General features: G+C 46.4%; 13 protein-coding genes and 4 tRNA genes. 4 read left to right on the top strand and 13 right to left on the bottom strand.

Annotated elements, in window-relative coordinates; all coding sequences use genetic code 11:
* Positions 1-40: 40 nt before the first annotated feature.
* The 4 genes from Pas1_RS04965 to gltX form a co-directional block, all read right to left on the bottom strand.
* Positions 41-117, bottom strand: a tRNA-Asp gene (locus tag Pas1_RS04965).
* A gap of 47 nt (positions 118-164) precedes the next feature.
* Positions 165-240, bottom strand: a tRNA-Glu gene (locus tag Pas1_RS04960).
* Between the two features lie 32 nt (positions 241-272).
* Positions 273-348: transfer RNA gene (locus Pas1_RS04955), tRNA-Ala, on the bottom strand.
* 78 nt (positions 349-426) lie between these two features.
* Positions 427-1,833 (bottom strand): glutamate--tRNA ligase, encoded by a 1,407-nt coding sequence (gene gltX / locus Pas1_RS04950; protein ID WP_112209211.1) that lies wholly within the window; start codon positions 1,831-1,833, stop codon positions 427-429.
* A 55-nt stretch (positions 1,834-1,888) separates the two neighbouring features.
* Here gltX and hslO point away from each other — a divergent pair, with 55 nt between their 5' ends.
* Positions 1,889-2,854 carry an Hsp33 family molecular chaperone HslO gene (hslO, locus tag Pas1_RS04945; RefSeq protein WP_112294665.1) on the top strand — a complete coding sequence of 322 codons (966 nt, stop codon included), beginning with the start codon at positions 1,889-1,891 and terminating at the stop codon, positions 2,852-2,854.
* A gap of 6 nt (positions 2,855-2,860) precedes the next feature.
* Here the strand turns inward: hslO and ftsB are convergent, their stop codons facing one another.
* The 4 genes from ftsB to Pas1_RS04925 are packed head-to-tail and all read right to left on the bottom strand — an operon-like array spanning position 2,861 to position 7,094.
* On the bottom strand, positions 2,861-3,190 hold the full coding sequence (gene ftsB / locus Pas1_RS04940; RefSeq protein ID WP_112203996.1) for a cell division protein FtsB: 330 nt from the start codon (positions 3,188-3,190) through the stop codon (positions 2,861-2,863).
* 24 nt (positions 3,191-3,214) lie between these two features.
* A complete protein-coding gene (gene eno, locus Pas1_RS04935) occupies positions 3,215-4,501 on the bottom strand; it encodes a phosphopyruvate hydratase (protein WP_112203998.1) in 1,287 nt (428 codons plus the stop codon).
* Positions 4,502-4,526: 25 nt separating this feature from the next.
* Complete coding sequence (kdsA, locus tag Pas1_RS04930) at positions 4,527-5,381, bottom strand: 3-deoxy-8-phosphooctulonate synthase (protein WP_112294664.1); 855 nt, start codon at positions 5,379-5,381, stop codon at positions 4,527-4,529.
* Between the two features lie 51 nt (positions 5,382-5,432).
* Positions 5,433-7,094 (bottom strand): CTP synthase, encoded by a 1,662-nt coding sequence (locus Pas1_RS04925; RefSeq protein WP_112204002.1) that lies wholly within the window; start codon positions 7,092-7,094, stop codon positions 5,433-5,435.
* A gap of 108 nt (positions 7,095-7,202) precedes the next feature.
* Between Pas1_RS04925 and Pas1_RS04920 the strand changes: the two genes are divergently transcribed.
* From Pas1_RS04920 to Pas1_RS04910, 3 genes are all read left to right on the top strand, one after another.
* Positions 7,203-7,679 carry a DUF2147 domain-containing protein gene (locus Pas1_RS04920; RefSeq protein WP_112294663.1) on the top strand — a complete coding sequence of 159 codons (477 nt, stop codon included), beginning with the start codon at positions 7,203-7,205 and terminating at the stop codon, positions 7,677-7,679.
* Between the two features lie 6 nt (positions 7,680-7,685).
* Entirely contained in the window at positions 7,686-7,874 is a 189-nt protein-coding gene (locus tag Pas1_RS04915) for a superinfection immunity protein (RefSeq protein ID WP_112238159.1), read from the top strand.
* Positions 7,875-8,020: 146 nt separating this feature from the next.
* The gene (locus tag Pas1_RS04910; protein ID WP_112209216.1) at positions 8,021-10,606 is read left to right on the top strand and encodes a bifunctional aconitate hydratase 2/2-methylisocitrate dehydratase; all 2,586 of its coding nucleotides are present in this window, start codon (positions 8,021-8,023) and stop codon (positions 10,604-10,606) included.
* 57 nt (positions 10,607-10,663) lie between these two features.
* Here Pas1_RS04910 and Pas1_RS04905 read toward each other — a convergent pair whose 3' ends face one another.
* From Pas1_RS04905 to lon, 5 genes are all read right to left on the bottom strand, one after another.
* On the bottom strand, positions 10,664-11,452 hold the full coding sequence (locus tag Pas1_RS04905; RefSeq protein ID WP_225971410.1) for a spermine/spermidine synthase domain-containing protein: 789 nt from the start codon (positions 11,450-11,452) through the stop codon (positions 10,664-10,666).
* Positions 11,430-15,464 carry a phosphoribosylformylglycinamidine synthase gene (gene purL / locus Pas1_RS04900; RefSeq protein WP_112294662.1) on the bottom strand — a complete coding sequence of 1,345 codons (4,035 nt, stop codon included), beginning with the start codon at positions 15,462-15,464 and terminating at the stop codon, positions 11,430-11,432. The genes Pas1_RS04905 and purL overlap by 23 nt, the downstream gene beginning before the upstream one ends.
* A 28-nt stretch (positions 15,465-15,492) precedes the next feature.
* Positions 15,493-16,959, bottom strand: a complete 1,467-nt coding sequence (locus Pas1_RS04895; RefSeq protein ID WP_112294661.1) for a peptidylprolyl isomerase — start codon at positions 16,957-16,959, stop codon at positions 15,493-15,495.
* A 37-nt stretch (positions 16,960-16,996) separates the two neighbouring features.
* Positions 16,997-17,072 (bottom strand) — tRNA-Val (locus Pas1_RS04890).
* Between the two features lie 60 nt (positions 17,073-17,132).
* Entirely contained in the window at positions 17,133-19,565 is a 2,433-nt protein-coding gene (lon, locus tag Pas1_RS04885) for an endopeptidase La (protein ID WP_112204014.1), read from the bottom strand.
* Positions 19,566-19,744 lie beyond the last annotated feature (179 nt).

The raw sequence follows: 19,744 nt of genomic DNA, 5'->3' as shown, positions 1-19,744 counted from the left end.
ATATAAAAAAGCCCTTTAAGAAGGGCTTTTTTATTGTATTTGGCGGAACGGACGGGACTCGAACCCGCGACCCTCTGCGTGACAGGCAGATATTCTAACCAACTGAACTACCGCTCCAAATTACAACGCATTTACTTCATGTCACTTTACTTCAACCAGAAAACTGGCGTCCCCAGGGGGATTCGAACCCCCGTACTCACCGTGAAAGGGTGATGTCCTAGGCCTCTAGACGATGGGGACCTGGAACCACGTAATTGTCTTGGTGGATTTCTTGGTGGAGATAAGCGGGATCGAACCGCTGACCTCTTGCATGCCATGCAAGCGCTCTCCCAGCTGAGCTATACCCCCTAAATCTCGCAAAATAACCACAAGACACTCAAAACAATCCAAGATTTTATCCTATTTTGCCCCTTTAGAGCAATTTGCCTACTGGACGACCTTGGCGAGCCGGTTGATGCTTTCCTGTTTCCCTAAAACGACTAAAACAGAGTCGATTGCTGGCGTTTGGGTGGTGGCAAATAAGGCATATCTCACTGGCATTGCTAGGGCTGGCATTTTCAGTTGGTGCTTGGCTAATACTTCTTTAAAAGCAGCCGAATAGCCCTCTTTTGTCGTATCCGCCTTTGTTATTGCCTCTATCAAATCACGAATCACTGGCTTAATCGCCTCAGGAATATTTTGAGCAATCTGCTCCTTTGAAAACTCTGGTGGAGGAGAGTAAAACAACTTAGCCCCTTCCGCAATTTCAATGAGGGTATTGGCCCTATCCTTTAATAAAGCGACAACCTGAACAAAGCTTGGCCCCTGATTGACATCAATGCCCCGCTCATCCGCAAATGGCCTAACTGACTCTGCCAGCTTTTCCGGGTCGGCTTCTTGAATGTAGTGATGATTGAGCCAGAGTAACTTTTCTGGGTTATGTTGGGCTGGTGATCTGCCAAGATTATCCAGATCAAACCAAGCTACAAATTGCTCTCTAGTAAAGACTTCGGCATCGCCATGTGACCATCCTAGTCGTGCAAGGTAGTTCAGAATGGCTTCAGGCAAATACCCTTCTTTTTGATAATCACGCACACTCATTGCACCATTGCGCTTACTCATCTTCTCGCCTTGGTCATTTAACACTGTTGGTAAGTGAGCATAAATGGGAGGAGCTGAGCCAAGGGCTTTGAGAATATTAATTTGGCGCGGTGTGTTGTTGACGTGGTCATCGCCTCGAATCACATGGGTGATTTTCATATCAAGGTCATCAACGACAACGCAGAAGTTATAGGTCGGGGTACCATCAGATCTTGCAATCACGAGATCATCAAGTTCATCGTTGCTAATTTCTATTCTGCCTTTAACAGCATCATCCCAAATGACGGAGCCCCCGATAGGATTCTTAAACCGAATCACAGGTGAAACACCTGGTGGAATTGCTGGCAAAGATTTGCCGGGTTCTGGTCGCCATAGGCCGTTATAGCGTGGCTTTTCTTTATTCGCCATTTGTTGATCGCGCAAACGATTGAGCTCATCCTCACTCATATAGCAAGGGTAAGCAAGCCCACTATCAAGCATTTGTTTGATAAGCTCTTGATAACGATCAATGCGTTGCATTTGATAGATCGGACCTTCATCTACATCTAAGCCTAACCAGGCCATTCCTTCCAGAATCACGTCAACGGATTCTTGGGTGGAGCGCTCTACATCGGTATCTTCAATACGCAGAATGAAATCGCCCTGGTTATGACGAGCAAAAGCCCAGGGATAAAGAGCGCTTCGGAGATTACCGAGATGGATAAAGCCAGTTGGGCTGGGGGCGAAACGTGTACGAATTTGCATAGACCCCATTATCTCAGGTCAGACGAAATCGGAAAAATTCTGAAAAACGTGGATACTTTAGGGTATGAACGAACTTCTTGTATTTATGTGTGATGGGGCCCCTGTTCGAGGTGAAATCGTCTCAATCGGCACCGCTTGGCAGGCGATCTTAGAGAGGCGGAATGATCCACCCGCAGTACGAAAAGTATTGGGGGATTTTGTAGCTGCAGCCACCCTTCTGAGCGCCAGCCTCAAATTTGATGGCACTCTCATTATTCAGGCGCAAAGCCTTGGTCCAATTTCTTTACTAGTGGTCGAATGTAAATCCGACCTCTCTATGCGAGCAACAGTCAAGCTGTCAGTAGACCCTACTGAAATACCTACTGATGCGACCTTAGCCCAAATGCTGGATGCTAGTAATAGCGGTCGTCTCGTTATTACCCTTGACCCTGCCGACCGTCAAGCCGGCAATCCACCTTATCAAGGGATCGTCGCTTTACAAGATCACCAAGGCGCCGTCATCCGCCCTGTTGAAAGTGTTGCCCAAGCAATAAGCTTGTATATGCAAAATTCTGAGCAATTAGAAACGCGAATTTGGTTAGCCTCGAATGAAACTCAAGTTGGCGGCCTACTTTTGCAACGTTTACCGAATTCTGGCGGCCACACCCATTTAGACCCTCAAACTGCTGACGAGGGTTGGATGCGGATTCAAACGCTTGGCGAGACCATTACCGATGAAGAGCTTTTGACCCTTCCGCCTCAAACAATTCTGCGCCGCTTGTTTCTAGAGGAATCTTCACACTATGGGGTGCGCAGCTTCCCCAGCAGACCCATTCACTTTGCTTGCCGCTGCTCACGTTCTAAAGTAGCCGATGTTTTGCGAATGTTAGGCGAACAAGAGGTTGAAAGTATTCTGAGCGAACGAGGTAAAGTAGAAACGGCGTGTGATTTTTGCGGCAAGGAATATCAGTTTGATCCAGTGGACTGTCGTCAGGTCTTTAGCACTGACCTGCTGAGCGATGCTACTAGTCCACCATCCAGTGGGCACTAAATTTTCCTATTTGGCTTTAGTAACCTTCACACCATCAGGTATATCTTGACTTGGGGATGTGGCATTGCTAGGTAGGATTTGGATAAAGAATTCACCGTCCTTAATCATTCCATGCTCTACGCGGGCACGCTCTTCAATCGCACGAGTCCCATCCTTTAAATCAGCAACATCCCCTGCCAGCTTGGCATTGCGCAGTGCTAAAGCACTATTTTTAGCCTGTTGGAGCGCAAGCTGCTTCTCCATCTCGTAGACCTTGAGCCAGCCGCCCTTACCTAGCCATAGTGGGTACTGAATAACCAGCAACAATACCAACATGGAATAGACAATGATGCGCATAGTCGAATCAGGGTGCTTATTTAACTAACGCTTGAGGTTGTAGAAAACAGATTTGCCTGGGTAACTGGCTACGTCACCTAAATCCTCTTCAATGCGGAGTAACTGGTTGTACTTGGCAATCCGATCAGAGCGCGATAAAGAACCTGTCTTGATCTGACCAGCATTGGTGCCCACCGCAATATCAGCAATCGTACTGTCTTCAGTCTCGCCAGAGCGATGTGAAATCACTGCTGTGTAATTAGCGCGTTTCGCCATCTCAATTGCGGCAAAGGTTTCTGTCAATGTGCCAATTTGGTTGATCTTAATCAAGATCGAGTTTGCAATACCCTTGTCGATACCCTCTTGCAAAATTTTGGTATTGGTAACGAAGAGATCATCACCCACTAGCTGAATCTTTTTACCTAGCTTGCGAGTAATGTCTGCCCAACCATCCCAATCACTCTCATGCATGCCATCTTCAATGGATACGATTGGGAATTGATCAGCTAATTGACCAAGGTAGTCAGCAAACTCGCTAGCTGAAAGTTGTAAGCCTTCGCCAGCCAATTGATATTTACCATCTTTATAAAACTCACTAGCAGCGCAGTCTAGAGCCAGCAGCACATCATTACCAGCTTCATATCCAGCGCCTTCTATTGCTTTAAGGATAGTACTTAAGCACTCATGATTACTTTTGAAGTTTGGCGCAAAGCCACCTTCATCGCCTACTGAAGTTGGCATGCCTTGCGCGCCGATAATTTTTTTGAGCTCATGAAAAATTTCAGCTCCACAACGCAAAGCCTCTCTAAAGCTCTTAGCGCCAACCGGCATGATCATAAATTCTTGAATATCCAAGCTGTTATTAGCATGGGCACCGCCGTTGACGATATTCATCATGGGGACAGGAAGCTGCATAGAGCCTGAACCTCCAAAGTAACGGTACAAAGGCAGACCAGCCTCTTCAGCCGCAGCTCTGGCAACTGCCATCGATACCGCAAGGGTTGCGTTCGCACCCAAACGCGCTTTATTCGGTGTGCCATCTAATTGAATGAGGGTGTGATCCAGAAAAGCTTGTTCAGAGGCATCTAAACCCAGAATAGACTCAGCAATTTCCAAATTGATGTTTTGAACCGCTTTTAGAACACCCTTGCCCAAGTAGCGTGATTTATCACCATCCCGTAACTCAATCGCCTCACGAGAACCAGTAGATGCTCCAGAAGGAACAGCAGCACGCCCCATCACACCAGACTCGAGCAGTACATCACACTCAACTGTGGGATTACCGCGAGAATCTAAAACTTCCCTGCCGATGATATCAACAATGGCACTCATGTAATTCTCCTAAAGACTGTAAATGTTATTTAAAACTGTTCTCTAAAAAGGAATTGCCCTTCTTAACGATCGTATCAATCGCTACCAAGGATTCCAGTAGCTCTTTCATACGATTTAAGGGAACAGCATTAGGACCATCTGATAGTGCTTTTGCAGGATCTGGATGGGTCTCCATGAAGAGGCCGCTAATACCCACGGCTACAGCCGCTCTGGCCAACACAGGAACAAATTCCCGTTGACCACCGCTAGTATTACCTTGGCCGCCAGGCAGCTGAACCGAGTGAGTCGCATCAAACACCACAGGTGCATTGGCTTCACGCATGATAGCTAGGCTACGCATATCTGAAACTAAATTGTTGTAACCAAACGAAGCGCCCCGCTCACAGACCATGAATTGATCTGGAAGATTAACTTCTTTTGCAGCAGCTCTTGCTTTTTCAATGACATTTAACATCTCATGCGGCGATAAGAACTGACCCTTCTTAAAGTTGACTGGCTTGCCGCTTTGAGCGCAGGCACGAATGAAATCTGTTTGTCGACATAAGAAAGCCGGGGTCTGTAACACATCAACGACTTTAGCTACTTCATCAATCTCGTTAATGTCGTGTACATCCGTCAACACTGGAACACCAATTTCACGCTTTACCTTAGCAAGTATCTCCAGGCCTTTTTCCATGCCGAGCCCTCGGAATGAAGAGCCAGAGGAGCGATTGGCCTTATCAAAAGATGATTTGTAAATGAATGGAATATTGAGTGCGCCAGTAATGCCTTTCAGTTCACCAGCGATATCCAGAGCAGATTGTTCTGATTCGATCACACAAGGGCCCGCAATCAGAAAGAAGCGTTGATCAAGGCCAACATTAAAGCCACAGAGTTTCATAAAGATGTCCTTAGAGATTCTGTTGAGTGTGAAGATTGATGCAGATACACATCAAGCTGCAATTTTGTGAGCAGTATCATGGTGGGCTAATGCCGCTTTGATATAAGCAAGAAACAAGGGGTGACCATCACGCGGTGTTGAGGTGAACTCTGGATGGAATTGAACACCAAAGAACCAAGGATGCATCGCTTGGGGCAGCTCCATCATTTCAGGAAGGGATTCACTTGGGGTTCTAGCAGAAATGATGAGACCTGACTTCTCAAGGCGCGGTACATAAATATTATTCACTTCGTAACGATGGCGATGACGCTCATTGACTTCTCCGCCATAGATCTTATGGGCCAGTGTATTTGGTAAAACAGGACAACGTTGCGATCCAAGTCGCATGGTTCCGCCGAGATCAGAATCATCACCGCGTTTCTCAACCCGTCCTTCACGATCCATCCATTCAGTAATTAAAGCAACGACTGGATGGTTGGTGTCAGGATCAAATTCGGTACTGTTGGCATGTTCAATATTAGCGACATGACGGGCAAACTCAATGACTGCTAACTGCATACCTAAACAGATACCTAAGTAGGGAATCTGGTTTTCTCTAGCATAACGAATTGCTGCAATCTTGCCTTCAGTTCCACGCTTACCAAATCCACCGGGCACAAGGATAGCGTCTAGATTTTGCAAGCAGTCAACGCCATTCGCTTCAATTTGTTCCGAATCAATATAGGTAATGTTGACTTTGGTGTGATTATGAATACCGGCATGACGCAGAGCTTCAATTAGCGACTTGTATGACTCTGTGAGGTCAACATACTTACCCACCATACCAATAGTGACTTCGTGTTGTGGGTTAGCCATTTCAAATACAAGCTTAGCCCAAACCGAGAGATCGGCAGGTTTAGCCTGAATATCCAGTTCGCGACAGATCAAGTCATCCATCTTTTGTGCGTGGAGCATTTCTGGGATCTTATAAATCGTATCCACATCCCAAACAGATATCACCGCTTCCTCGCGCACATTCGAAAACAGCGAAATCTTCGCTCTTTCATCTTCCGGAATCGGACGATCTGCACGGCAAAGTAATACGGTTGGCATGATGCCAATCTCACGTAATTTTTGAACTGAATGCTGAGTGGGTTTGGTTTTCAACTCACCTGCACTACTAATGTAAGGGACTAAGGTTAAGTGTACGAATGCGCAACTATGGGCTGGCAAACGCAAGCTCATCTGCCTCGCAGCCTCTAAGAATGGTAGTGATTCAATGTCGCCCACTGTTCCGCCAATCTCGCAGATGGCAACATCGGCTTTACCTTCATGGCTCGCAAGTGCACCACGCTCCACAAAGGCCTGAATTTCATTGGTAATGTGGGGGATAACCTGAACTGTTTTACCTAAATACTCGCCACGACGCTCTTTACGAATCACCGATTCATAAATTTGACCAGTTGTGAAGTTGTTGCTCTTGCGCATCTTCGCTGATACGAAGCGCTCATAGTGACCTAAATCCAGATCGGTTTCAGCCCCATCTTCAGTGACAAATACCTCGCCATGCTGAAACGGGCTCATCGTGCCAGGGTCAACGTTGATGTAGGGATCTAATTTTAGGAGGGTGACTTTCAGGCCGCGGGATTCAAGAATCGCGGCAAGCGAGGCAGCTGCAATTCCTTTCCCTAGGGAAGAAACCACGCCACCAGTGACAAAAACGTATTTAGTCATCGCTTAAGCTCTGTTGGAAAAAGTAATTATAACGATAGCTGGTTTGCTAGTTCAGATTTTAAGAAGGTTAAGATGACAGAAATATATCGCTGGACGACGCAGAAAAACATGAAAAATTGCTTCAAAATTGCAAATCCGACACGAATTTTTAGAGTCTGGGCATTGACAGCCCTTGGCGCTTTGATTGCTGGTTCAGCCCTCGCTCAAGATGCAGGCTCGATTGTTGGGCTATGGAAAACCTTTGATGACGAGACCAATCAAGCTGCTGCTCTAGTCCAGATCAGCGAACAAAACGGTCTTTTTGCCGGAAAAGTGATCAAAATTCTGGATCCCAGCGGAATGCCAACCTGCATTAAATGTACCGATTACCGAAAAGATAAGCCCGTAGTTGGCATGGAAATACTGAGCGGGCTCAAAAAAGATGGGGATAGCACATATTCTGGTGGTCGGATCTTAGACCCCGATGATGGGGAAATTTATCGTGCAGACATTAAGTTGCTAGATCAGGGCAATAAACTGGATTTAAGGGCTTACCTGGGCATTCCTCTCATTGGCCGGACCCAGAGCTGGATTCGTGAGAAATAGACTCTAATGCGCCTCTTTTTCGCCATCCTCATTAGCATCTGCACCCTCTTTTACCTTTTGCCGTTTGCTATCGCTTTTAATAAACGCCGCGCCAATACTGGGGCTATTTTTGCCTTGAATCTCTTTTTGGGGTGGTCCTTATTGGGATGGGTAGCGGCCTTAGTTTGGGCCTTAAAAGAAGAAACAGTGATTTGAGCCTTTTTTAGGGATTTTCCCCAAAAATCAGTAGTAAAACCCATATTCACCGCACTTTTGTGGATTTACAATGGGGGTGTTCAGGTATCGGTTTTCATCGGTCCTGCCTGGCTTTTCAATAGTTAACTTATCCCATAGGAAATACGATGTTAGACGCCTACAACGCCCAAGTTGCTGAAAGAGCAGCCCAAGGTATCCCAGCCCTTCCTTTATCCAAAGATCAAACCTCTAAATTGGTTGATTTATTAAAGAACCCAGCCAAAGGGACTGAGACTGAACTGCTTGAACTGATTACCCATCGTGTTCCCGCAGGTGTTGATGAGGCAGCTATGGTGAAGGCTGAGTTTTTGGCAGCGCTTGCCAAGGGCACAGAAAAATCACCTTTGATCTCGCGCATTAAAGCAACTGAACTTTTGGGCACCATGTTAGGTGGCTACAACATCAAACCCCTAGTTGATTTATTGGCTGACGCCGAATGCGGAGCAACGGCTGCACAAGCTCTCAAGAAAACCCTCTTGATGTTTGATTACTTTAATGACGTGCATGAGTTAGCCGATAAAGGCAATGCGCATGCCAAAGCAGTCATGAAAAGCTGGGCCGATGCGGAGTGGTTTACAAGCCGACCAGCGGTGCCAGAGAGCATGAAGCTGACCGTCTTTAAGGTCACTGGCGAAACCAACACCGATGATCTCTCCCCTGCTCCAGATGCTTGGAGTCGTCCTGATATTCCACTGCACGCAACCGTGATGTTGAAAAACCCGCGTGCGGGTATCGAGCCAGACGAGCCTGGCGTGCGCGGTCCAATGAAACAAATCGCTGAACTCCAGAAAAAAGGCAACTTGATTGCTTATGTTGGTGATGTGGTCGGCACCGGTTCATCCCGTAAATCAGCTACCAATTCAGTCTTGTGGTGGACTGGTCAAGACATTCCGTTTGTTCCAAACAAGCGCTTTGGTGGCGTATGTCTCGGTGGCAATATTGCTCCCATCTTCTTTAACACTATGGAAGATTCAGGCGCGTTACCGATTGAGCTTGATGTTTCTCAAATGCAGATGGGTGATGTCATTGAATTGCGCCCGTACGATGGCAAGGTTTTCAAAGATGGTAAAGAAATTACCAGTTTTGCTTTGAAGTCCCCTGTAATCTTGGATGAAGTCCGCGCTGGTGGTCGCATCCCCCTCATTATTGGTCGAGGCTTAACAGCCAAAGCCCGCGCTGCTCTGGGTCTTCCTGCTTCAACTGAATTCCGTTTACCAGTGAGCCCCGCTGATAACAAAAAAGGTTTCACGCTGGCCCAGAAAATGGTTGGTCGCGCTTGCGGATTACCCGAAGGTCAGGGTGTTCGTCCTGGGACTTATTGCGAGCCACACATGACTACAGTGGGCTCGCAAGATACTACCGGTCCAATGACCCGTGATGAATTAAAAGACTTAGCATGCTTAGGATTCTCTTCCGATTTGGTGATGCAAAGCTTCTGCCACACCTCAGCTTATCCAAAGCCAGTCGACATTCGAACTCAGCATGAACTGCCCTCTTTCATGACTAATCGCGGTGGCGTATCTTTGCGTCCAGGTGATGGCGTGATTCATAGTTGGTTGAACCGTTTACTATTACCTGATACCTGCGGCACAGGTGGTGATAGTCATACTCGCTTCCCTATTGGCATCTCCTTCCCCGCAGGTTCTGGCCTAGTGGCATTTGCTGCTGCAACGGGCGTGATGCCATTGGATATGCCTGAGTCTGTGCTGGTACGTTTCAAAGGCAAGATGCAGCCCGGTATTACTTTGCGTGATCTCGTCAATGCAATTCCGCTCTACGCTATCAAGCGTGGTTTGCTTACCGTTGAAAAGCAAGGTAAGAAAAATATCTTCTCAGGTCGCATTCTGGAGATCGAAGGCTTGCCTGAACTCAAAGTGGAGCAAGCTTTTGAATTGTCTGATGCTTCTGCCGAACGCTCTGCTGGTGGATGCACAGTGCATTTAAATAAAGAGCCCATCATTGAATACATGCGTTCCAATATCACTTTGATGAAGTGGATGATCGCCAATGGCTACGAAGATAAGCGGACCTTATCGCGCCGGATTAAATCGATGGAAGCTTGGATTGCTAATCCTCAGTTACTTAAGGCAGATGAAAATGCCGATTACGCAGAAATCATAGAGATCAATGTAGAGGAAATAAAAGAGCCTATCTTGGCATGCCCTAACGATCCAGATGATGTGAAGTTTTTATCTGAAGTTGCTGGCGACAAGATCGATGAGGTATTCATTGGTTCATGTATGACCAATATTGGCCACTTCCGTGCTGCTGGTCAGGTTCTGCAAGGTAAGAAAGATATGCCAACCCGTTTATGGATAGCGCCCCCTACCAAAATGGACGCCATGACGCTAATGGAAGAAGGCTATTACGGCATGCTCGGCAGTACAGGTGCCCGCATGGAAAGCCCGGGTTGCTCTCTTTGCATGGGTAACCAGGCTCAAATTCGTAAAGGCTCGACTGCTGTGTCTACCTCTACTCGCAACTTCCCGAACCGATTGGGTATCGATACCCGTGTCTATCTTGCCTCTGCTGAATTGGCTGCAGTAGCTGCCTTGCTCGGTAAGCTCCCTACTCCTAAAGAATATTTAGAGCAGGTGCAAAACCTCAATAGTAAGGCTGCGGAGGTATACCAGTACATGAACTTCGACAAGATGAAATCTTTCAGCGATGTTGCTGATACTGTCACTATCTAGGTAACTCTTTATGGTTACATTAAAGGCGATCATTTGATCGCCTTTTTCTTTATCAAATTAGATTCTGAGTTGTGATTCTTGCCGGGCATTGACCTGACTTAAGCCCTTGACCCAAGATCGGGTTGGCAAGCCCGTTTGCTGTTCAAGTAATTTCGCGCGTTTAGATACATCTTGCCACTCGACTTCTAGTAACGGACCTTTGAAAGCCATGGCTACAACGTTACAGTCATGCGATTCAGGAAATAGTAAAACGCGGTTATCAAAAGCTTCGCAAATATTATTCAGATTGATATCAAAGCTCTTATGCCTAGAAAACAAGTTAACTGTCATGACTCCCGGTGATTTGAGGGTCTGAAAGCAGTCTCGATAAAAGCGCAAAGAACTTGCTGATGGCCCATCACAAATGGCATCGTATAAATCAATTTGAATCGCATCAAATTTGTGATGATTAGTAGGATCTGCAACAAAAACTTTGGCATCAACTTGAATCGTTTTGAGGCGTCGACCATCATCAGGTGTGTTGAACATAGTTCGAGCAGACACAATGACTGCTGGGTTCAGTTCAATCACAGTGCTGGTCACGGATGGGCAGTAACGATAAGTGAACTTCGTTAAAGCACCCGTACCTAGACCAAGTTGAGCGATTTGCATCTTAGGTCTAGTTTCTAGGAACAATAGCCATGCCATCATCTGCTGGTTGTACTCCAGATAAATCTCATCAGGGTCGCGTATACGCATAGCCCCTTGAATCAGTTCACTACCAAAATGAAGATAACGAATGCCGCCACTCTCAGAGAAGGTTACTGGCTCCATTCCAAGCAAGTTAATTGGCCCAGCGACGGGCATTTTGAAATAGCCTCAGCCAAGGGCTTGCATCTTGTGTATTAAGCCACTCAGAAGGACACCAACTCATTTGAACTGCTCTAAATACACGCTCTGGATGCGGCATCATCACGCTAAAACGACCGTCCGCTGTCGTTACACCCGTTAAACCACCAGGCGATCCATTGGGGTTCAGTGGATAAGTCTGCGTTGCTTGACCATAGTGATCCACGAAACGCATGGTTGCCAAACTGTGTTTCTGAATAGCTTCAAGATTACCTTGCTGACTAAAGTTTGCATAGCCTTCACCATGGGCAATCGCAATAGGTAGCTGACTACCAGCCATGCCTTGAGTGAATATAGAGGGCGATGACATCACTTCTACCATTACCAAGCGTGCCTCGTATTGTTCTGATTGATTGCGGGTGAACTTGGGCCAGGCTTGTGCGCCAGGGATGATGCTCGACAAATTACTCATCATCTGACAACCATTACATACGCCCAGAGCAAAGCTATCTTGACGATTAAAGAAAGCTGAAAATTGATCGCGTAAGGCTCCATTAAATAGGATCGTTTTAGCCCAACCTTCGCCAGCCCCCAGAACATCGCCATAGCTAAAGCCACCACATGCAATCAAGCCGCGGAAGTCACTTAATTTAGCCTTGCCTGAGAGGAGATCAGACATGTGGACATCATGACTATCAAATCCAGCTGAGTGAACAGCATAAGCCATTTCTACATGAGAGTTCACACCTTGTTCTCGCAAGATAGCTACCTTGGGTCTAGCATTAGACTGAATGAATGGCGCAGCTACATTCTCTGTCATATCAAAATTGAGCTTAGGTGACATTCCAGGATCTGCAAGATCATCTAAACGTTCAAACTCACTATCAGCGCAATCGGGATTGTCACGCAATCTAGCGATTTGGTAGCTCGTATTACTCCACATTTTTTGGAGTACTTGACGCGGTTCAGAAAAGACTTTTTTGGCATCACGCCAAATTTCGATATGACCATTTTGATTTGGTTTAGCAACAACGTGACTAAAAGCGCTTAAGCCATGTTCACGAAGGACGGCGAAGACTTCATCCCGTTGCTCACGACGCACTTGAATCACTACGCCCAACTCTTCATTAAATAGGGCCCGCAGGGTTTGTTCGTGACGTCGACCTTCGACTTGTTGCGCCCAGTTCTTAGCATCACCATAGTCAGATTCATGATCTTGATCGAGAGTGATCATATCCACGTTGATGGAGATGCCGCAATGGCTTGCAAATGCCATTTCAGAGATACAAGCAAATAGACCGCCATCAGAACGGTCGTGATAGGCAAGAATTTTTCCTTGCTGTCTCAAGATATTCAGAGACCGAACAAGAGCCTTGATATCCTCGGGATGATCCACATCAGGCGTGAAATTGCCTGCCTGATTAAGTACTTGGGCCAAAATACTTCCAGCCATTCGGTTTTGACCTCTGCCCAGATCAATCAAAATCAGTTCGCTCTCGACGGGCTTACCAGCTTGATCATTCAACTTTAGTAGCGGGGTCAGAGTCTTGCGAACATCCGCAACGGCCGCAAAAGCTGAAATAATTAGTGACACTGGCGCGGTTACTTTTTTATTCTGCTGACCATCTTTCCACTCGGTAGCCATCGATAAAGAATCTTTACCTACCGGTATAGAGATGCCAAGCGCTGGACATAAATCCAACCCAATTGCTTTGACGGAATCAAAGAGCTTGGCATCTTCCCCGGGGGACCCACAAGCTGCCATCCAGTTTGCAGAGAGTTTTACACCTTGTAGACCTGAAATATCGGCTGCTAGTAAATTGGTTAGAGCCTCACCCACTGCCATTCTGGCTGCTGCTGGAGCATTGACCACAGCTAGCGGAGTACGTTCACCCATCGTCATGGCTTCGCCACGAAAACCTTGGTAATCCATCAGAGTGACAGCACAGTCCGCAACGGGAACTTGCCATGGCCCAACAAAAGGATCGCGCGCATTAAGACCACCAACAGTGCGGTCGCCAATCGTAATTAAGAAGGATTTACTTGCTACTGTAGGCTGTTGCAGAACCCAGGCAACACAATCCGATAACTTAGCATCAGTGAGATTGAGGTCTGGAAAGTGTTGTTCAATAGTTTGAACATCACGATGCATGCGAGGTGGTTTGCCTAACAATACTTCCATTGGCATATCAATTGGTAAAGCAGCATCTGGGTTATTCGTCTGTGTGCTATCGCTCAACTGAAGCTGTCTCTCGCTCGTAGCAACACCCACAATGGCATATGGGCAAAGCTCACGCTCACAAAGTGACTTCAACAAGTCGATATCTTTTTCTGCAATAGCCAGAACATAGCGTTCTTGTGATTCATTGCACCAGATCTCTGCTGGACTCATACCGCTCTCTTCGAGCAGAATCTTTCTCAACTGGAACTGAGCGCCAAGATTAGCGCCATCTGCTAATTCAGGAAATGCATTCGAGAGCCCGCCTGCACCTACATCATGAATAGAAACAATAGGATTGCGCTCACCCATCGATCGGCAGGCATTAATCACTTCTTGTGCACGACGCTCCATCTCTGGATTACCTCGTTGTACAGAGTCAAAATCGAGATCAGCCGTATTAGTGCCCGTTGCTACTGAGCTACCAGTCGCCCCGCCCATACCAATGCGCATGCCAGGACCACCTAATTGCACAAGCAAATGCCCTGCCTCAATGGGTTTTTTATGGGTATGAATCGAGTCAATTGCCCCAATCCCACCTGCAATCATGATGGGCTTGTGATAACCGCGACGTGAGCCGTCTAAAGTTTGTTCAAAAACGCGGAAGTAGCCGCCCAATACCGGTCTGCCAAATTCATTATTGAATGCCGCTCCACCCAAGGGAGCATCAATCATGATCTGCAAAGGAGTCGCAATCCGATCTGGCTTGCCATAGACTTCGGCTTCCCAAGGTAAGTCGGTCCCGGGAATTTGTAAATTAGAAACAGAAAAGCCCGTTAAGCCTGCTTTAGGACGTCCGCCAATACCTGTTGCGCCCTCATCCCGTATCTCGCCGCCAGCACCTGTTGAAGCACCAGGAAACGGTGCAATTGCAGTCGGGTGATTGTGGGTTTCTACCTTCATTAAGGTATGAACCAAGCGGGTATCTTTTTGGTACTGATGATTTGTACCTTGTGGGTGCCACACTTCTGCTTCACAACCCTCCATAATCGCCGAATTGTCCGAATACGCCACCACAGTACCTTCAGGATTCAATTGATGGGTATTGCGGATCATGGCAAATAAAGAGCGATCTTGATCTACACCATCGATTGTCCAGCTTGCATTAAAGATTTTGTGGCGACAATGTTCACTATTAGCCTGCGCAAACATCATTAATTCGACATCGCTAGGATTACGCTTTAAACGCTGAAAGTTCTCAAGCAAATAAATAACTTCATCTTCAGATAGCGCCAAGCCGAGCTCTTGATTAGCTTGATCAAGGGCATTCTTACCCTCACTGAGAATGGGGATACGTTTTAATGGACGATCAGAAAGGGTTTGGTAAAGCGGATCGGCCGCAGACAGATCATCTACGAGAGCCTCAGTCATACGATCATGAAGTGCTGCCAGAATCATTTCTCTTTGTTTGGCATCTAAATCCTGACTACTTTGCCAAGAGTATTCAACACCCCGTTCTATCCGCAGAACATTTAGCCCACATTGGCGGGCAATCTCTGTCGCTTTACTAGCCCAGGGTGAAACCGTACCAAAGCGCGGTATTGCAATCGTCTGGTATTTTTTATTGGAGTGCTTATTAAACCAGCTACCTTTGGTCTTTAAATGACTAACAAAAGGATTGCCATAAGTTAATAGCTGACTTAATAAATCTCGGCTGTTTGGTGAGAGCTCTACATCGGTCCAAACAAAATGAATGTATTGCGCTTCAATCGCATCTAGCTTGATACCTTGAGCGGAAAGCAAGGCTAAAAGTCGCTGCTGGCGAAAGGCAGAAAGGGCGTCGGCCCCAGGTAAAAAACTGAAAAAGGACATGCCTAGATTATAAGGTTAAGCTAGGCAATTACCCTCCAGCATTACCGGCATTCATGGGCTTGAGTGGGTTAATGATTTTCACATTAGCCGCATCTCGCCAATAGCTCATAAATCCTGCAAATTCCTCTTGTGCAGATAAAGCCTGAATTTGTTGGGCCTGGGCTTTATGAAGCGCAGGATCGGCACCAGTCGCCTGCCTGACTTGATCAATGCGGTAAAGAGTCGCACCAACACCGGGATTATTAATAGAAACTACTGCTGGCAATTGCTTGCTGTCTACCGTCATGATCTGATCCATAGCAGCCCCCGCAAGACTACCCGGTTTATTCCTAGAAACCCAAAATGCTTTTGTAAATCCCGCAGCATTTTGTGGATCTGCTTTCAATGCAGCTAATTTTTCTGCAGCAGCATTCGTAGCCAGTTTTTCTGCGGCCCGTTGGGTAACTTGACGCTTAATCTCGGCACTGACTTCTTCAAATGGAAGAACTTGTGCTGGGTGAAAGGCGACTACCCTAGCCGATACATAAACACCTGGTGAAATCTGTACTGCCTCAATATTGCGCTTATTCTTTAAAGCATCATCACTAAATAGGGATTGAATCACCTTGGTATTAGTTAAGGGATGACCATTTACCAATCCAGGCGCACCACCTCGTGTGAGATGCTGTTGCGTTTGAATTGGAAGTTTGAGTTTGTCTGCTGCAGGCTTGAGGCTATCAGGCTGATCATAGGTGACGTTAGCAAATTGATCTGCTTTATCAGCGAAAGCTTTCGGATCAGCCTTTGGATCTAACTTTAAGACGATATATTCGACGTCGATATATTCAGGGCTCTGAAAGAGCTGTGTATTTGCAGCATAGAAATCCTTTAATTCTTGTGTTGAAGGATTGACCTTGCTCAAATAATCTTTAGCAGAGAACTCCAAGGCTTGCACCTCGCGCTCAGACTCATACAAAGCAGAAATAGTTTCAGATAACTTTGGACTACCTAATTCGGTTCGGGCTACAGAACCAACCAATTGTTGAATCTTGAGATCAAAACTTTGGCTGGCATAAAACTGCTCTTCGTTCATGCCATTGCTGGAAAGCAATTGCTTGAAACGAACATCATCGAAGCTGCCATCTTGGCGATATAGGGCTCGAATTTGCGGAATACTTTGCAGACTACGAATTAATTCTTCTTTGCTCACTTGTAGCCGCAATGTATTAACAGCAAAGCCCAGTAGTTGTTGTTGTAGCAATTCATTCAGAATGGCTTGACGAAATGGCAAGCTTTGCGCGATTTGAGGACTACCGCCCACACGCTGGGCTTGGCGCTTTGCAGCGTTTTCGACTTCTTGAGCAGTAATTGCTCGACCGTTGACTTTGACTAAATCGGTTTCTTTATCGAAAAATCCGGTGTAACTTGAGACCCCGAACATCACGAACGAGGGAACTATGAACAGCATCAGAACGATTTGAAGAATCTTTTGATGCTTACGAACGGTATCGAACATGAAGGTATTGCCGATGTACTAGGCTAAGAATGGGGACTGGTGGGCGCTGACGGGATCGAACCGCCGACATTCTGCGTGTAAGGCAGACGCTCTACCATCTGAGCTAAGCGCCCCAAATAAATACAGACGAGATTGTAACCCAGGAGCACTAATTTCGGTACTTTGACCCGAAACTAGTGCTTCAGGACATCTCCGCCGGTAGCCTTTTCAGAGGCTTTGCTCGCTTCGCTGGCTTTTTTTGCCAACTCTTCGGGGCTGGGCTCTGGCAAAGCTTCGGGTTTGCGCTCTAAGGCAAGCTCAAGCACATTATCAATCCAGCGTACGGGAACAATCTCAATCGCATTCTTGACGTTATCTGGAATATCAATCAAATCCTTCACGTTCTCTTCTGGTATCAAGGCTAACTTGATACCGCCTCGGTGAGCAGCTAACAGCTTTTCTTTAAGGCCGCCAATGGGTAACACTTCGCCGCGCAGAGTAATCTCACCTGTCATCGCTACATCAGAACGAACTGGAATACCCGTGAACACAGATACCAAGGCGGTAGTGATCGCAATACCCGCTGATGGGCCATCCTTAGGAGTTGCACCTTCAGGGAAGTGAATATGAATATCCTTCTTCTCAAAAGCTTCATCGGTAATGCCTAGGCGACGTGAGCGTGAACGTACTACAGTTCTAGCCGCTTCAACTGATTCTTTCATGACATCGCCTAGAGAGCCAGTACGAGTAATAACACCTTTACCTGGCATCACGGCAGCTTCAATTGTGAGAAGATCTCCACCCACTTCAGTCCATGCTAAACCAGTTACCTGACCGATCTGATTTTCTTTAGCTGCTAAGCCAAAGTCATACATACGCACTGAGAGGAACTTCTCTAAATTGTCCGCGTTAACTGTAACTGGGGCAGATTCTTTTTTGAGTAGAAGGAGTTTGACAACCTTACGGCAGATTTTGCTGATCTCGCGCTCTAAAGAGCGAACGCCCGCTTCACGAGTGTAGTAACGAATCATGCTACGAACTGCACTCTCCTCGATCTTCAATTCATCCTTTTTCAAGCCATTATTCTTGACTTGTTTAGGAATGAGATAGTTCATCGCGATACTGGTTTTTTCATCTTCGGTGTAGCCAGCCAAGCGAATAATTTCTAGGCGATCCAATAAAGGACCGGGAATATTTAAAGAGTTGGCGGTAGCAACGAACATCACATCTGACAAGTCAAAGTCAACTTCGACATAGTGATCTTGGAAAGTATTGTTTTGCTCAGGATCTAAAACCTCAAGCAAAGCACTTGCTGGATCGCCCCTGAAATCCATACCCATTTTGTCCACTTCGTCAAGCAAGAACAGAGGATTGCGGACACCAACTTTAGTTAAGCTAGTCAAAATCTTGCCAGGCATAGAGCCAATATAGGTACGACGATGACCACGAATTTCTGACTCATCACGAACACCGCCCAATGCCATGCGAACAAACTTGCGGTTTGTTGCACGAGCAATAGATTGACCCAATGATGTTTTGCCAACGCCTGGAGGACCTACTAGACAGAGAATCGGAGCCTTAACGCGATCAACTCGTTGTTGAACTGCGAGGTACTCCAAGATCCGTTCTTTAACTTTATCTAAGCCATAGTGATCTTCATCCAATACTTTTTCAGCATTAGTTAAATCATTATTGATCTTGCTTTTCTTTTTCCAAGGCAAATTAACCAAGGTATCAATGAAATTACGGATCACCGTTGCTTCAGCAGACATCGGCGACATGAGTTTGAGTTTCTTCAACTCAGACTCTGCCTTTTTCAATGCCTCTTTTGGCATGCGGGCAGTCTTAATCTTTTTCTCTAACTCCTCAAGATCTGCGCCCTCTTCGCCCTCGCCCAATTCCTTTTGAATAGCCTTTACTTGTTCGTTGAGGTAGTACTCGCGTTGACTCTTTTCCATCTGACGCTTCACACGTCCGCGGATGCGTTTCTCTACTTGCAGAATATCAATCTCGCTCTCGAGATCAGCCAATAGACTTTCTAAGCGCTGAACAACATCATTCATTTCAAGCAAGCGCTGTTTCTGTTCAAGCTTCACTGGCAAATGCGCGCAGATGGTATCGGCTAAACGACTAGGCTCGTCAATACCCCCCAATGAAGACAGGATCTCTTGTGGAACTTTTTTGTTGAGTTTTACATACTGATCAAACTGGGCCATGATGGCACGACGCAGAGCTTCAGTCTCGTGAGCATCTAGCGCGTTAATCGCGGTTGGGGTTGCTTCACAGTTGAAATAACCAAGGCTATCTTCTACTTGGCTCACTTCAGCACGCTGAACACCTTCAACCAAAACCTTTACGGTTCCGTCTGGTAATTTCAGCATTTGGAGAATATTGGCAATACAACCCACTTCATAGAGATCCTCTACGGAGGGCTCATCTTTAGCGGCCGCTTTTTGGGCAACCAAGAGCACGCTCTTGCCAGTTTCCATGGCAGCTTCAAGCGCTTTAATTGATTTAGGGCGACCTACGAATAGGGGAATCACCATATGTGGAAAAACAACCACATCCCTCAGGGGGAGCAATGGCAGTTGAATTGGTTCAGAGGGTAGTAATAAGTGGCCAGGCATGGGGCAAATCCTCCAAAGTAGTCAATTCTCGATATATACCCAAAATAATATAAACACTATATAGGGTATGTATTTCTGAATAGGATACTACCTATATGGGTCACACTTTGTAAAAAACAAGGGTGAAAATGCCAAAAGTGAAGAAAAAATGGCCAAAATGGGTCAAAAAGAGGAAAAAA

The organism is Polynucleobacter paneuropaeus (assembly GCF_003261235.1).
Classification (GTDB): domain Bacteria; phylum Pseudomonadota; class Gammaproteobacteria; order Burkholderiales; family Burkholderiaceae; genus Polynucleobacter; species Polynucleobacter paneuropaeus.
This window is presented reverse-complemented; position numbering and strand designations above follow the sequence as displayed.

Excerpts from the sequence above, each read along its gene's own strand:
- gltX (WP_112209211.1), bottom strand. The coding sequence starts at position 1,833 with ATGGGGTCTATGCAAATTCGTACACGTTTCGCCCCCAGCCCAACTGGC.
- hslO (WP_112294665.1), top strand. The coding sequence starts at position 1,889 with ATGAACGAACTTCTTGTATTTATGTGTGATGGGGCCCCTGTTCGAGGT.
- ftsB (WP_112203996.1), bottom strand. The coding sequence starts at position 3,190 with ATGCGCATCATTGTCTATTCCATGTTGGTATTGTTGCTGGTTATTCAG.
- eno (WP_112203998.1), bottom strand. The coding sequence starts at position 4,501 with ATGAGTGCCATTGTTGATATCATCGGCAGGGAAGTTTTAGATTCTCGC.
- kdsA (WP_112294664.1), bottom strand. The coding sequence starts at position 5,381 with ATGAAACTCTGTGGCTTTAATGTTGGCCTTGATCAACGCTTCTTTCTG.
- Pas1_RS04925 (WP_112204002.1), bottom strand. The coding sequence starts at position 7,094 with ATGACTAAATACGTTTTTGTCACTGGTGGCGTGGTTTCTTCCCTAGGG.
- Pas1_RS04920 (WP_112294663.1), top strand. The coding sequence starts at position 7,203 with ATGAAAAATTGCTTCAAAATTGCAAATCCGACACGAATTTTTAGAGTC.
- Pas1_RS04915 (WP_112238159.1), top strand. The coding sequence starts at position 7,686 with ATGCGCCTCTTTTTCGCCATCCTCATTAGCATCTGCACCCTCTTTTAC.
- Pas1_RS04910 (WP_112209216.1), top strand. The coding sequence starts at position 8,021 with ATGTTAGACGCCTACAACGCCCAAGTTGCTGAAAGAGCAGCCCAAGGT.
- Pas1_RS04905 (WP_225971410.1), bottom strand. The coding sequence starts at position 11,452 with ATGCCCGTCGCTGGGCCAATTAACTTGCTTGGAATGGAGCCAGTAACC.
- purL (WP_112294662.1), bottom strand. The coding sequence starts at position 15,464 with ATGTCCTTTTTCAGTTTTTTACCTGGGGCCGACGCCCTTTCTGCCTTT.
- Pas1_RS04895 (WP_112294661.1), bottom strand. The coding sequence starts at position 16,959 with ATGTTCGATACCGTTCGTAAGCATCAAAAGATTCTTCAAATCGTTCTG.
- lon (WP_112204014.1), bottom strand. The coding sequence starts at position 19,565 with ATGCCTGGCCACTTATTACTACCCTCTGAACCAATTCAACTGCCATTG.